General features: G+C 46.7%; 9 protein-coding genes. All 9 read left to right on the top strand.

The window, feature by feature from the left end:
• Nucleotides 1-325 (top strand): ATP-binding protein (locus NA59_RS05925; RefSeq protein WP_044409484.1); only part of this gene is annotated, 325 nt, incomplete at its 5' end.
• A gap of 181 nt (nucleotides 326-506) precedes the next feature.
• Nucleotides 507-1,469 carry a glucokinase gene (locus NA59_RS05920; RefSeq protein ID WP_052501493.1) on the top strand — a complete coding sequence of 321 codons (963 nt, stop codon included), beginning with the start codon at nucleotides 507-509 and terminating at the stop codon, nucleotides 1,467-1,469.
• 59 nt (nucleotides 1,470-1,528) lie between these two features.
• Nucleotides 1,529-2,794: a glucose-1-phosphate adenylyltransferase gene (glgC, locus tag NA59_RS05915; protein ID WP_044409481.1), complete on the top strand. Its 1,266-nt coding sequence runs from the start codon at nucleotides 1,529-1,531 to the stop codon at nucleotides 2,792-2,794.
• Between the two features lie 95 nt (nucleotides 2,795-2,889).
• The gene (locus tag NA59_RS05910) at nucleotides 2,890-4,569 is read left to right on the top strand and encodes a glycoside hydrolase family 57 protein (RefSeq protein ID WP_044409496.1); all 1,680 of its coding nucleotides are present in this window, start codon (nucleotides 2,890-2,892) and stop codon (nucleotides 4,567-4,569) included.
• A 36-nt stretch (nucleotides 4,570-4,605) separates the two neighbouring features.
• Nucleotides 4,606-5,961, top strand: coding sequence for a 4-alpha-glucanotransferase (malQ, locus tag NA59_RS05905; RefSeq protein WP_044409478.1), 1,356 nt, complete (start codon nucleotides 4,606-4,608; stop codon nucleotides 5,959-5,961).
• A complete protein-coding gene (gene glgB / locus NA59_RS05900) occupies nucleotides 5,958-8,141 on the top strand; it encodes a 1,4-alpha-glucan branching protein GlgB (protein WP_044409474.1) in 2,184 nt (727 codons plus the stop codon). The genes malQ and glgB overlap by 4 nt, the downstream gene beginning before the upstream one ends.
• A 67-nt stretch (nucleotides 8,142-8,208) precedes the next feature.
• On the top strand, nucleotides 8,209-9,681 hold the full coding sequence (glgA, locus tag NA59_RS05895) for a glycogen synthase GlgA (protein WP_044409471.1): 1,473 nt from the start codon (nucleotides 8,209-8,211) through the stop codon (nucleotides 9,679-9,681).
• Complete coding sequence (locus tag NA59_RS05890) at nucleotides 9,682-12,177, top strand: glycogen/starch/alpha-glucan phosphorylase (protein WP_044409468.1); 2,496 nt, start codon at nucleotides 9,682-9,684, stop codon at nucleotides 12,175-12,177.
• Between the two features lie 299 nt (nucleotides 12,178-12,476).
• Nucleotides 12,477-15,191 carry a bifunctional diguanylate cyclase/phosphodiesterase gene (locus tag NA59_RS15690; protein WP_052501492.1) on the top strand — a complete coding sequence of 905 codons (2,715 nt, stop codon included), beginning with the start codon at nucleotides 12,477-12,479 and terminating at the stop codon, nucleotides 15,189-15,191.
• Nucleotides 15,192-15,279: the final 88 nt, after the last annotated feature.

Below are 15,279 nucleotides of genomic sequence, written 5' to 3'. Positions count from 1 at the left end.
CTGTGTTGAGCTGAAAATCGAAGCTAGCCCTGATCACCCGTTTGATAATTGGAAGAGTGAAACGGCTTGGGTTCGATTTAGTGTGATCGATCAAGGTATTGGTATAGCAGAAGCGGATAGAGCGGCTATTTTTGAGCCATTTAACCAGGTTGATAACTCAGATGGTCGTGCATTTGGTGGGGTGGGTATTGGTTTGTCGATAGTCAAAGCGTTTCTTACCATGATGGGGGTTGAGTTGGAGATCGAAAGTGAGCTAGGCAAGGGTAGCCAGTTTAGCTTTGTATTGCCACTTCAACGTGACCCGATGAATGATGCACCGCCTTAACCCGGTTAAAACGCTGTTGACGCGTTTATGTTTAATTCAGCGGTTGCATAAGGTGGTCAGCGCTTTTGAAATCTTGTCTTATATTAAATTATGCAAACTTCTGCTAATTTAGGCTATTAAAAACACTGCAAAACCTGCTACACTGTCTTGTAACGTATTTCGCTTATAAAAGGTTTTGCATGTGTTAGTGTTAGCCGGTGATATAGGAGGTACCAAAGCCTTGCTGCAAGCAGTGGACTTGGAGAAGCCTCATCAAGTCGTGGCGCAAGCCAAATTCCCTAGTCAATCGTTTGAGTCGCTTGAGGCGATCATTCATACCTTTTGTTCACAGTATCATTTCACGCGTTTTGAAGCCGCTTGTTTTGGATTGCCTGGACCTGTTGCCGGTCGGCAGGCATCCCTGACGAACTTACCTTGGCAGGTGGATGCTGATCAGTTGCAAGCGGTTGGCCATATTCATCGGTTAGAGTTGATTAATGATTTTCAAGCCGCCGCGTTTGGCGTTGATGCCTTGGATCCACAAGACTGTGTTGAATTGCATGCCGGTGAGTTTGATGGGCGTGGCAATCGTTTAGTGGTGGGGGCGGGCACAGGACTTGGCGTCGCGCCAGTAGTGCGCTGTTTAGATGGCTTCTGGCCACAGCCCTGCGAGGGTGGGCACATGGATTTTGCACCACAAACCCCGGAGCAGCAGGATTTGTTGGTGTGGTTGTGGCAGTTATGGCCGCATGTGTCGTTTGAGCGCGTGTTGTCGGGTGCTGGGCTAGAAGCTTTATATGCCTTTTATGCTGATTTACCTGTCAAGGACAACCAGGCCTGGTTGTCCGCGCCACAGATTCATCAGTTGGCTGAAGGCGGCGATGATGTGGCGATAAAGACCCTTAATAGCTTTGTTGAAATTTATGGTAGCTATATTGGTAATTTGACGTTGCTCTGGCCGGCGCGTGCAGGTATTTATATTGCTGGCGGGATTGCAGTAAAGCTAGAGAGGTGGATGAGACAGCCCGCCTTTTTAAATGCACTCCATGCCAAAGGCCGAATGATGCGTCTGGTGCAGGCGATGCCGGTTTATCTCGTTAAAGATGAGTCACTAGGTTTAAAAGGGGCGGCAGTGCGAGCTTTGCGCTTGATTCAATCAGGGTAAGTTGGCTATGCATAAGTCATAAATAGAAATTTAAATGTAAAAACAACAAGAGGAATGTTATGAAGAATTATACAGAAACCAAAAGCGCCACAGAATTAACCCGTAAGACCCTTGCTCTCGTGTTGGCAGGCGGTGAGGGCAGTCGTTTAAAGGATTTGACCCGCTGGCGTGCGAAGCCGGCGGTGCCGTTTGGGGGTAAATACCGTATTATTGACTTTGTATTGTCGAACTGTGTGAACTCCGGTATTCGTAAGATTGGTGTGTTGACGCAATACAAGGCGCACTCGTTAATTCGTCATGTACAGCGTGCGTGGAGTTTTATGCGTTATGAAGTAGGTGAGTTTGTTGAGTTGTTGCCTGCGCAGCAGCGTGTCGACAAAGAGTGGTACAAAGGGACCGCCGATGCGCTCTACCAAAACCTCGATATTATGCGTCGTCATACCCCTGAATATGTGATGGTGCTGGGAGGGGATCATATTTACTCGATGGATTACAGCAAAATGTTGGTTGAGCATGCCAATTCAGGCGCCGACGTGACGATTGGTTGTATTGAGGTGCCGCGCATGGATGCAACCGGTTTCGGTGTGATGTCGGTAGATGAAGATTATCGTATTACTAAGTTTACTGAAAAACCGAAAGACCCTGAAGCCGTACCGGGTAAGCCTGATATGGCCTTGGCCTCAATGGGCATTTATATTTTTTCTACTGAATTTTTGTTCCAAAAGTTGATTGAGGATCATGATAATCCGAATTCGTCGAATGATTTTGGTAAGGATATCATTCCTTCTATTATTGATGATTGGAATGTGCGCGCTTATCCGTTCCAGGATGACCAGGGGAATCCGGTTTATTGGCGCGATGTGGGGACGCTGGAGTCGTTCTGGAAGGCCAGTTTAGACCTTTGTTCGATTACCCCAGAGTTAAATCTGTATAATCGGGACTGGCCAATTTGGACTTACCAAGCGCAAATGCCACCAGCGAAGTTTGCATTTGATGATGAAGGCCGCCGCGGTGAAGCGATTGATTCGATGATTTCAGCCGGCTGTATTTTGTCGGGTGCGCGCGTGAAGCGCTCGGTCATTTCAAGCGGTAGTTTTATTCATAGCTACTCATTAATTAAAGATTCGGTGTTGTTGCCGCGGGTTGAAGTTGGGCGTAATTGCCGTATTCAAAATGCGATTATCGATAAGGGTACGGTGATTCCATCAGGTACCGTTATTGGTGAAGACCCGGTTGAGGATGCGAAGCGTTTTTATGTGGATGAGAATGGGTTAGTACTGGTGACGCCTGAGATGCTTGGGCAGAACATGCATTTTACCCGTTAGACAATTAATTAGGGCTGTCAAACGCCCTCAAACAAAGAGAGTTGTGCGTTAAAGTGGATCAAACCAAAAAAATTAAGCTTGTGCTGTGTTGGCACATGCATCAACCCCATTATCGAGATGGGCTAGATGGTGAATATCGTTTACCTTGGGTTTATTTGCATGCGATCAAAGATTATGCCGATATGATCGCGCATTTGGAGGATTGTCCGCAAGCTAAGGTAGTGGTTAATTTTGCCCCCGTGTTGCTTGAGCAGCTCGATGATTATGCGATGCAGATGACTCAATGGCTTGAGCAGCAGCGCCCCATGCAAGATACCTTGCTAAACTGGGTAGCGGGTGCCTTGCCTTTGCCGATGGACTTGGAAGGGCGCAAGGAAATTGTATCGGCTTGCCAGCGCGCGTTTGCGCCCACGATGATTGATCCACTGCCGCATTTTAAACATTTGATCGATATGGTGCGTCCGTTTAGCCCAGATACCCAGGATTATGAGCAAACCCTGATGTATTTGAGCGTTGAATATTTCCGTGATTTGTTGATGTGGTATCACTTGTCTTGGATGGGGGCGAGTGTTCGCCGCAAGGATGATCGCGTTAAAGCTTTATTGGCCAAAAATGGTGGATTTAGCGAAGCTGATCAAACGATTCTGATGCAGGTGATGGCCGATACGGTAGCCGGTATTATTCCACGTTACCGTCGTCTGATGGACGACGGGCAAATAGAGTTGTCCATGACGCCTTATGGTCACCCTTTGGTGCCTTTGTTAATTGATTTTCATTCGATGCGTGATGCGTTGCCGCACGCTCCAGCACCGAATAGTCCGGCTTACCCGGGGGGGTATGAGCGCGCCTGTTGGCATATGGAAAAAGGGATGCAGGTATTTTCAGAACACTTTGGTCAAAAACCTAAAGGCGTTTGGTTGTCTGAGGGCGCAGTCAGCTCACCCGCTATCGGTATGTTGGATTTTTATGGTATTAAATGGAGTGCATCGGGAGAAGGGGTGTGGCGGCATAGTTGTGAGGCATCGCATCTTGATCATCATGATATTGCCTCAAAACGCGCACTTTATCAACCGATGCAGCAGGCGAGTAAAGACTGTGCCTTGTACTTTCGTGATGATGGTCTGTCGGATTTAATTGGCTTTCAATACAAAGACTGGAAGCCAACCGATGCGGCCAATGATTTTGCGCATCATCTTGATAATATCGCTAACTTTTTGGGTGATAAGGTTGAAGAGCATGTGGTGACGGTGATTTTAGACGGTGAAAATGCATGGGAATATTATCCTGACAATGCCTTCCACTTTCTATCCGCACTCTATCAGCGCTTAACGCACCATAGTAAAATTGAGATGACGACCTTCAGCGAAGCCTTGGATAAGGGGGCGAAACCGCGTCATTTACCGATTTTGAAAGCAGGGAGTTGGGTATACGGCTCGTTTTCTACCTGGATTGGTGATCCTGATAAGAATAAGGGGTGGGATTTGTTGGTCGAGGCGAAGACGGTGTTTGATGAAGTTATTAAAAAAGGCACTTTATCCGTTGAGCAGCAGCAATTGGCGACTGAGCAGTTGGCTATTTGTGAAGGTTCAGACTGGTTTTGGTGGTTTGGTGACTATAATCCATCGGGCAGCGTCAACGACTTTGACCAGCTATACCGCCGTCATTTACAAAAACTGTATAATTTGCTCGAACTTACTCCGCCGCCGCACTTAGATATTCCGATATCGCAAGGTGGTGGAGATATGGAAAACGCGGGCACAATGCGTCGTAATTAATCGCTTTGCACCCGCAGAGCGTAAAGAGAGGTTAACATGGCTAGATCCGCAGGGGTGTTATTGCATCCTACTTCATTACCCAGTGGTGTATTAGATTACCAGGCCTGGGTGTTTTTAGATTGGATGCAAAAATCCGGCCTGTCGATTTGGCAGATGTTGCCTTTGACGCCACCGCATGATGACTTGTCGCCTTACCAGGGTTTGTCGGCGTTTGCGATGAATCCAAGGTTGCTACCCTCGGGCTGGCAAAAACAGGTGGATATAAAAGCCTTTGCACAGTATCTGTTGAATCCGCCGCACTGGTTAGAGGATTATGCCTTGTTTGTCGTGCTAAAAGCCACGTTTAACGGACAAGGCTGGTTTGATTGGCCAGAGGCGTATCGTCAACGTGACCCCCAAACGTTAGCGGATTTTGCCAATACCCATAAAGCCGCGCTAGAGAAGGTTAAAAAGCAGCAGTTTTATTTGCAACATATTTGGCATCAACTTAAAACCGATGCGAATGCGAAAGGGATACAGTTATTCGGCGATATGCCGATTTTTATTGCCTATGACAGTGCTGATGTCTGGGCGAATCCTGATCAATTTAAACTTGATGAGCATCGTCAACCGACCGTTGTGACCGGGGTACCACCGGATTATTTCTCGGAAACGGGTCAGCGTTGGGGTAATCCCCATTATAACTGGCAGGTGATGGCGCAGGATGATTTCCGCTGGTGGCGTTTGCGGGTTGAGGCGGCGCTGGCGCAGTTTGATTTATTGCGTATTGATCACTTTAGAGGTTTAGAGGCCAGTTGGGAAATCCCTGCCGAGGAACCCACGGCGATGAATGGACAGTGGGTAGCGGTGCCGGGCGAAGCCTTGCTGACTAAACTGCAACAAGAATTTGATCCCTTGCCGTTAGTAGCCGAAGATTTAGGCATTATTACACCTGAAGTGGTGGCACTTAAAAATCAGTTTAATTTGCCGGGTATGTCGGTGTTGCAGTTTGGGTTTAGTGGCTTGCCTGATAACCCCCACGCGCTGAATGAGTTGGTTGAAAATTCAGTGGTTTATACGGGTACCCATGATAATGACACCAGCGTCGGTTGGTTTAATAGTTTGAATGGCGATACCCAGGCCTGGGTGCTTTCTCAAATTCGCACCGATGCGGGTGAGATGCCTTGGCCGCTAATTGCCAGTGGGTTCGATTCGATTGGAGAGCGGGTGATTGTGCCGATGCAAGATTTTATGGCATTAGGCTCAGAACACCGGATGAATACACCGGGCACAACAGAAAACAACTGGCGTTGGCAGTTTGACTGGGATGATCTGCCGCAAGGTATTGAACAACGCATTAAATCGCTGGTAGCCGCTAGCCAGCGTTTAACGCCAGAAAAAGGAGAGGTATGAATAGTCACACACTCGCGCTGATTGAGCGCATGCAGCAGGGACGTTTGCACGATCCTTTTGAATTATTAGGTGCCCATCCTCAAGCCCCTGCGTTATCAGCAAATTGGCAGATTCGCGCTTGGTCGCCTACGGCGGTGGAGGTGACGCTAGAAGGCCGCTATCCGATGCAGCGTGTGGCGAACAGTGCGTGCTTTTATGTCGATCTCACTGAGTCGCAATATGCCGAGTTACCGCCACACTATGCGTTGAACTGGGTTGAAATCGACGGTGCTGAACATCGGATGGTCTCTCCTTATTCGTTTGAGCCTTTATTGGGTGAATTAGATTTACACCTGTTTGCTGAGGGCCATCATTGGCAGATTTATCAGCATATGGGCGCTAATATTACATGCATTGACGGTGTTGAGGGGGTGCAGTTTGCGGTTTGGGCACCGTCAGCCGAGCGTGTTTCGGTGGTGGGTGATTTTAACGGTTGGCATGGTTTACGCCACCCGATGCGTTGCCGTGGTAGTTCGGGCGTCTGGGAATTGTTTATTCCGGGCTTGCAGCCGGGCGACAACTATAAATTTGAAATTCGTAACAATCAAACAGGGGCGGTGTTTACTAAAACTGACCCCTATGCAAAAGCTATGGAATTGCGCCCTCATACGGCCTCTATTATTTGTAACCCTGATTTTGATTGGGCTGACCAGGCCTGGTTAGAAAAACGTCAAACCGCTGACTGGCAACATCAACCCATTAACATCTACGAAGTACATCTGGGTTCTTGGCAAAAAGATGACCAAGGTCAGTTTTTGAATTATCGCGAAATCGCACATCGATTAGTGGATTATGTTCAATGGATGGGGTACACCCATATTGAGTTATTGCCGATTACCGAACATCCTTTTGATGGCTCATGGGGATATCAAACCTCGGGCTATTATGCGCCAACCAGCCGTTTTGGTACGCCTGATGATTTCCGTTACTTTGTTAATCATTGTCATCAACATGGCATAGGCGTGTTCTTGGACTGGGTGCCAGCCCATTTCCCCAAAGATAGTTTTGCCCTCGCGCGCTTCGATGGTACCGCCTTGTATGAACACCAAGATCCCCGATTAGGCGAGCACAAGGATTGGGGTACCTATATTTTTAATTTTGGCCGCAATGAGGTGCGCAATTTCCTAATTGCCAATGCACTCTATTGGCTGGAAGAGTTTCACCTAGACGGGTTACGTGTTGATGCCGTAGCCTCGATGCTGTATTTGGATTATTCGCGCAATGCGGGTGAGTGGATTCCGAATATTCATGGTGGGCGTGAAAACCTCGATGCGATTGCCTTTATGCAGCAGCTTAACGCTGAAATTCATAGCCGCCAACCTGGTGCGTTAGTCATGGCAGAAGAGTCGACGTCTTGGCCAATGGTATCGCGTCCGACTTGGATGGGCGGGCTAGGCTTTTCGATGAAGTGGAACATGGGCTGGATGAATGACACGCTCGATTATTTTGAGAAGGATACGATTTATCGCCCTTATCACCATAATCAACTTACCTTTAGCCAGATTTATGCCTATAGCGAAAACTTTGTGATGCCTTTGTCGCATGACGAAGTGGTACACATGAAAGGTTCGTTAGTCAGTAAAATGCCAGGTGATACTTGGCAGAAAATGGCAAACTTTAGACTGTTAATGGGTTATCAACTGCTTAACCCAGGTAAGAAATTGTTGTTTATGGGTTGTGAATTTGCGCCCTGGACCGAATGGAATGAAGATGAATCCTTGCCTTGGGATTTAGCTGAACAACCGATGCACCGTGGTGCGCAGTTGTTGGTTCGGGATATGAATCATCTTTACCAAGCACAAGCCGCCTTACATCAATATGACTTTGATGCCAAAGGGTTTAGCTGGATTGATTGTCATGATCATGCGCAATCGATTTTGAGTTTTGAGCGTCATAGTGATAATGAAACCCTCGTGTGTATTTTTAATTTTACGCCCGTTCCGCGTTATGGTTATCGTATAGGCTTGCCAGAAGCCGGGTGTTATCAAGAAGTCATTAACTCAGACTCTGAAATTTATGGTGGTAGTAATCTAGGCAATGCAGGTCGGCTTTATTCTGAACCACAGCCTTGGATGAATCGCCCAGTGTCGGTACAGATGACCTTGCCCCCGCTCGGTTTTTTAGTGTTAAAAAAAGTGTAATGAAATGAAGTTTATAATAAATTTTACAACCAGGCCTGGTTGTAAAAACTGATAAAAGAGTTGTTTTATGAAAGTACTATATGCAAGTTCTGAAGCGCATCCCTTAATTAAAACCGGCGGTTTAGCGGACGTGGCGGGGAGTCTGCCGGATGCGATAGCCGAATTAGGACATAAAGTAAAGTTGGTGTTGCCGGCTTATCAAGCGGTGACGGATCATTTATGTCGTGTCAACCTTGTTAGCCAGTTTAGCATAGGCGGTGCTGGGCGTAGCTTACAGGTGCGCTTGCTCAAGGCGGATATGCCGGAGTTTAAAGCCGATGTGATTCTGGTCGATATTCCCGAGTTGTTTAACCGTCCAGGAAACCCTTATCTCGGACCGGATGGGCGTGATTGGTGGGACAACGGTGAGCGTTTTGCGGTATTTTCGCGCGTGGTGGCCGAAATTGCGATGGATCGTGCTGGCTTAAAATGGAAAGCCGATGTGGTGCATGCTAATGATTGGCAAACGGGCTTGGTGCCAGCATTTTTATCGCATGAAGTTCAACCGCCACGCACCTTATTCACCGTGCATAATATGGCCTATGCGGGCTATTTCCCGAAGTCGCTATTTGATAGTTTGTGGTTGCCTTGGGAATGGTGGACGCCGGAGGGTGTTGAGTTTTACAGTCAACTTTCGATGCTTAAAGCCGGTATCGTGTATGCCGATTGGGTTACGACAGTGAGCCCCACCTATGCCAAAGAAATTTGTTATCCTGAGTTAGCTTATGGCTTTGAGGGTATTTTAACCAAACGTCAAGCGCAGGGTCGTCTTGTTGGTATTTTGAATGGCATTGACGATAAGGTCTGGAACCCTGAAACGGACCGTTACATCTCATTTAACTATTCGGTTAAAAAAGGCCGAGTTAGCCAGAAAAAACGCAATAAAGAGGTCTTGCTTACCCTGTTAGGGGATCATGACCCTCATCTGCATTTAGATAAGCCTTTAATTGGTTTTGTTGGTCGCTTGGTCGAGCAAAAAGGGATTGATCTTATTTTGCAGGTGTTGCCTGGGTTGTTAGCCGAACAGGATGTGCGTTTCGTGTTTGTCGGCGCAGGTCAAGCCGAATACGAGCATCGGTTGCGTGAGCTGGCGGTGGCCTACCCTGACAGGGTGTTTGTCCACATTGGTTATTCTGAACCCTTGGCGCATCAAGTTGAAGCAGGGGTTGATATGTTCTTAATGCCTTCACGTTTTGAGCCTTGTGGCTTAAATCAGATGTATAGTCTAGCCTATGGTACTTTGCCTATTGTTCATCATACCGGTGGCTTGGCTGACACGGTAGTGAACGCGACGCCAGAGAATATTAAAAATAAAACGGCGACAGGGTTTATGTTGTATGACCCCAATCCGCATGCGCTGCGTGCCACAATTTTGCACGCCTTGGCGCTCTTTAATAAGCCACGCAGTTGGCAGCAAATACAAAAAACGGGGATGGAGCAACCGCTCAACTGGCAAAAAAGTGCCAAAAACTATGTTGAACTTTATTCAAAGGAATTATAAATGTCAAAATCCCATGCGTCCTCGATGGACAAAATTAAACAACGTGTAGCCGATCGGATGAAAAGCGATCAGGTCAGTTTGGAGACTGATTTTCTACATTATTTAGAAAACAACCTTGGCCGTGAGTTGACCTCAGACAAGGATTACCAGCTTAAGGCGCTCGCTATGGTGGTACGTGACCGCTTAATGGGTCATTGGAAAGGCACCTGGGCGCAATACCGTGCACAAGCCACTCGTCGAGCGTATTATCTTTCAATGGAGTTTTTGATAGGCCGTTCTTTGGTTAACAATATGCTTAACCTGGGGATTGAAGGCGAAGTCGGTGAGGCGCTGAAAGAGTTGGGCTTGAGCATGGAAGACATCGAGCAGGTGGAAATTGATGCGGGCTTAGGTAATGGTGGCTTAGGGCGTTTAGCGGCTTGCTTTATGGATAGCTGTGCAACCCTGCAATTGCCTGTGATGGGTTATGGTTTGCGTTACGAGTATGGCATGTTTCGACAGCGTATTCAAAATGGCTATCAGGTAGAAGAGCCGGATCATTGGTTGGGTTTTAATGCTTACCCTTGGGAAGTGCAGCGTCCAGAATATACCCGCACCATTAAGTTTGGCGGTTTTTGTCGTCCTTACACCGATCCGCACACCGGCCAATTAATTGTTCACTGGGAAAATGATGAAGAAGTGCTTGCGGTGCCGTTTGATGTACCTATTCCGGGTTACAAAAATAGCACAGTGAATACCTTGCGTTTGTGGGATGCGACAGCCGCGGAAGAGTTTAAGCTTGAGCAATTTAATGCGGGTTCTTATTTTGAAGCGGTCTCGTCCAAAAACGAAGCCAATAATATTACAATGGTGCTTTACCCGAACGATAGCAGCGAGAATGGTAAAGAATTACGTTTGCGCCAGCAGTATTTTCTCGTGTCGGCAAGTCTGCAAGATGTGGTCGAGCAATGGGTAAAATATCACGGCAAGGATTTCAAGCACTTTGCACAGTCCAATGTATTCCAGCTGAATGATACGCACCCCAGTTTAGCGGTGGCTGAATTGATGCGTATTTTGCTAGACGATTATCACATGGGTTGGGATGAATCGTGGGAGATCGTGACGCAAACCATGGCGTACACAAATCATACGCTATTGCCAGAAGCGCTCGAAAAATGGTCACAAGATTTAATGCAGCGTTTGATTCCGCGGCCACTCGAAATTATCAAAGAAATTAACCACCGTTTCCTCTCTGAAGTGGCGTTGAAGTGGCCAGGAAACGTTGAACGACAGCGCAGTATGTCGATTTTTGATGAGCATGGCATGGTGCGTATGGCCTATTTAGCGATTGTCGGCAGCTATTCGGTGAATGGTGTGGCCGCTTTGCATTCGCAACTGCTGAAAGAAGGTCTGTTTAATGAGTTTTATCAGCTATGGCCGCATAAGTTTAATAACAAAACCAACGGGGTAACGCAGCGTCGTTGGATGGCGGCATCTAACCCGGGGTTGCGTGCGCTATTAGATGACAAGCTCGGTGAAAGCTGGGTCACCAATCTAAGCGAGCTGTCTAAGCTAGAAAAACACATTAATGACAAAACCTTCCGCAAGCAGTGGCAGCAGATTAAACTGGATAACAAGCAACGTTTGGCCAGCCTGATTGAACAAGAAACCGGTGTACAGGTTCAGCCAGAGGCGATGTTTGATGTGCAGGTTAAGCGTATCCATGAATACAAGCGTCAACTGCTGAATGCCTTGCACATGATTCATCTTTATAACCGCATTAAAGCTGGCGATACCGCCAACTGGACCAATCGTGTGATACTCGTCGGTGGTAAGGCCGCACCGGGGTATGCGATGGCTAAGATGATTATCAAGCTGATTAATGGTATTGGTCAGGTGGTGAATAATGATCCGGATGTCGGCGATAAGCTGAAAGTGGTGTTTATTCCTAACTACCGTGTGTCGTTTATGGAAATTATTTGCCCGGGTACGGACTTGTCTGAGCAAATTTCTACCGCAGGCAAAGAGGCATCGGGTACCGGCAATATGAAGTTTATGATGAACGGTGCGATTACGATCGGTACCTTGGATGGGGCGAACGTAGAGATACGCGAAGCGGTAACCGATGATCATTTCTTCTTGTTTGGTTTAAGAACGGAAGAGGTGGATGCGCTCAAAGGGCATTATAATCCGCAACAATATATTGACCAAGATGTTGATTTACAGAAGGTGATGCACTTACTTGAAGTTGGGCATTTTAACCAGTTTGAGCCGGGCATTTTTGATGGCATTATTGGATCACTGAAAAACCCGCATGATCAATGGATGACGCTGGCTGATTTCCGCAGCTATATCGAAACCCAGGATGCCGTGGCACAAGCTTATCAAGATAAGGAAACTTGGACCACCATGAGTATTATGAACACAGCACGCAGCGGTATTTTCTCGACCGACCGTACCATGACACAATACAACGACGACATCTGGAAGCTCACGCCGATTAAGATTAAAAATTAATCATTATGGCACTTCTTTCTCACTCAGCGGCATGAGAAAGAAGTGCCTTACACTTAGGCTCCTAGGAGCCTGTCGGACTAAAGCCAATCGGCTGCAAAAAGCTGGATTTGGCCATCTCTCCCAAATCTATGCGGCTCTTAGTCTAGTGACCAACCTGCTTTTAATGCGCTTCAGTGCATTATGTCTGATTCCGTTATTTAAAAGGTTCATCGATAAGCGCGCCTTTCATTGAGTGACTGTTGTATAATTATTAATCGCACAAAGTTCATTGTTTACGCATTTCATTAACTAGGACCTCAATGACAACCTTAAGATTAAGTCTGGTTTTAAGCTTATTGCTCGCAACAATTTGGTTGGCGGGCTTTAGTTATTTTTATTCGCGCTTTTCGCTAGAACAGGAACAATATAGTCAGCGTCAACTGGCGAGCCTCAATATTGCTTGGACCTCGGTGCAGCATCTGCAGCAAAAAGGCAAGGATGTCTATTTTAATACCTATATTAACCAGCCTGATGTGATGGCGTTAATGCGACAGGCAAGCGAGGTGACGTTACAAAACACCGTTCGAGATCAGCTATATTTGAAGCTGGCACCGATTTATGAAAAAATCAAACAAGATGGTATTTTCCAATTTCATATTGTACTGCCTGATAATACCGCCTTCTTGCGCGTGCATGTTCCAGAACGTTTTGGGGATAATTTGACCGCGCTTCGCCACTCATTTCGATTGGCGAACGATACACTAGAGCCGGTTTATGGCGCGTTCGAGGCGGGCCGAGTGATTCCAGGGTTCAGAACAGTCTATCCGTTGATTGATCAAGGAGCGCATTTAGGCGCCATTGAGTTGAGTAATACGTTTGAAACGCTGCGTCGTGATATTGCCTTCTTGGATCCCAGTCGTGAGTATGCCCTGCTAATTCATCCACGAATGAAAGCGGAGGTGTTTGAGTCTAATAAAGCCTTCTATGGTGCAAGTCCGTTTGCGAAAGATTGGCTGGAAGAGGACCCACATCGTGAATTACCGGATGCGTCCCCTCGTTACAGTTCGCTTTTAAAAAGTGCCGCACAGGTGCTGTATCAGTCTGCGCCCTTAACGCAAAAACTCTCAGAAGGGCTGTCATTTTCAATGTCATTTTTGTTAAATCGTGAGCACTATATCGCTAATTTTATTTCGATTGAAGATTTAGAAGGGAACACGGCGGCCTATCTAGCAGGGATTTCCCCCGCCCCTTTTTTAGACGGCATTCGACAAGATCTTGTCAATAATGTTTCAGCCTTGACGCTGTTTGTTGTTTTGATGGGGTGGGCGATGTTTTCTTTATTGCGTCATCGTGATGAACTTCGCATTGCGGCCAGTGCGTTTGATGTGCAGGAAGGCATTACCATTACTGATCAAGATGGCAAGATTTTAAAAGTCAATCGTGCATTTGCTAGATTGACAGGTTATCAAGAGCATGAGGTATTGGGTAAAACCCCAGCTGTGCTGAGTTCAGGGCGCCAAGATAGTGCATTTTATCAAACGATGTGGCAAACGCTCAAGCGTAATGGCCACTGGCAAGGTGAGATCTGGAACCGGCGCAAGAATGGTGAGGTTTATGCGGAGTGGTTGACTATTACAGCCGTGTATGATGCTAAAAAGCGGGTCACGCATTATGTGGGCGCTTTTTTAGATATTACCCAGCGAAAGGAAGATGAAGAAAAAATTCGTAAACTGGCTTTTTATGATCCCTTAACCGAGTTACCTAATCGACGCTTATTAATGGAGCGTTTAGGGCATGCGATTAAAGTTACCGATCGCACGCAGCGTCATGGTGCCGTGCTGTTTTTAGACATGGATAATTTTAAGACGCTAAATGATACTAAGGGGCACGATGTTGGTGATCAACTATTACTTGAAGTAGCGCGCCGATTGAAGTCAAAAGTGAGGGATTCTGATACCGTTGCACGTCTAGGCGGTGATGAGTTTGTGGTGTTGCTTGAGGGGTTAGATAAAGCGCTAGAGCAAGCGTCTTTAGAAGCAGAGTTATTAGCCGAAAAATTACGTGATAGCTTAAATCAGCCTTACGATTTTGGTGAGTTTCAGCATTTTTCAAGTCCTAGTATTGGTATTGCGGTGTTTTATGGTCATGATACCTTGATGGATGAGGTATTAAAAAATGCCGATAGTGCGATGTATCAAGCTAAAAATGCTGGGCGTAATACCGTTAGATTGTTTGATCCTCAGATGCAAGCCTGTTTAGAGCATCGCATGACACTGGAAAAAGATTTACACCAGGCCTTGTCGCTAAACCAGTTTGAAATCTACTACCAGCCACAGAATGATCAGGTAGGTAGAGTGATCGGTGCGGAGTTGTTGTTACGTTGGCATCATCCCGAAAAGGGCAGCGTGTCCCCCTTAGAGTTTATCCCGATTGCCGAGTCGAATGGTGCGATTTTGCCGATAGGGCATTGGGTAATTGAACAGGCCTGTTGGACGCTTAATAACTGGTCGCAGCAGCCACACTTGGCTGACCTAACCCTGTCGGTGAATGTGAGTGCGCGTCAGTTTCAGCAACCTGATTTTGTCGAGCAGGTTGAGGCCTTAATTGAGCGGTATCAGGTTTCAGCTAAACATTTAAAATTTGAAATTACTGAAAGTGCACTGGTTGAAGATGTGGATGATGCGGTGGCTAAAATGTGTCGCTTGAGTCAGCTAGGAGTTGGCTTTGCGATTGATGATTTCGGTACCGGTCACTCTTCGTTATCCTTGGTCCATCGTTTGCCACTCGGTCAGGTTAAGATTGATCAAAGTTTTGTACGTGCGCTGAGCAAAGATCCATCAATGAAGTCGCTCATTAACAGTATCGTAGCGATGGCACGCAGTTTAAATGCTGAAGTCATTGCAGAGGGCGTCGAAAACCGAGAAGATTGCGAGCTGTTGATTGATCAGGGCTGTTACTTTTTTCAAGGTTTTTATTTTGCCCGCCCCATGCCTTATAACGCATTGATGGAGCACTTAAGAACCCATCAAGTCTAACGCCTCAACGCCGTAGGGCAACAATCGCTTATTTCCTGATAAGCAGAATCTATAGGCTTTGTTTGTTTAATAGGTGCATAATAGAAGC

It is taken from the genome of Thiomicrospira microaerophila, assembly GCF_000934765.1.
Classification (GTDB): Bacteria; Pseudomonadota; Gammaproteobacteria; order Thiomicrospirales; family Thiomicrospiraceae; genus Thiomicrospira; species Thiomicrospira microaerophila.
The sequence above is the reverse complement of the archived record's forward strand: the minus strand, read 5'-3'. Positions and strand labels throughout refer to the sequence as shown.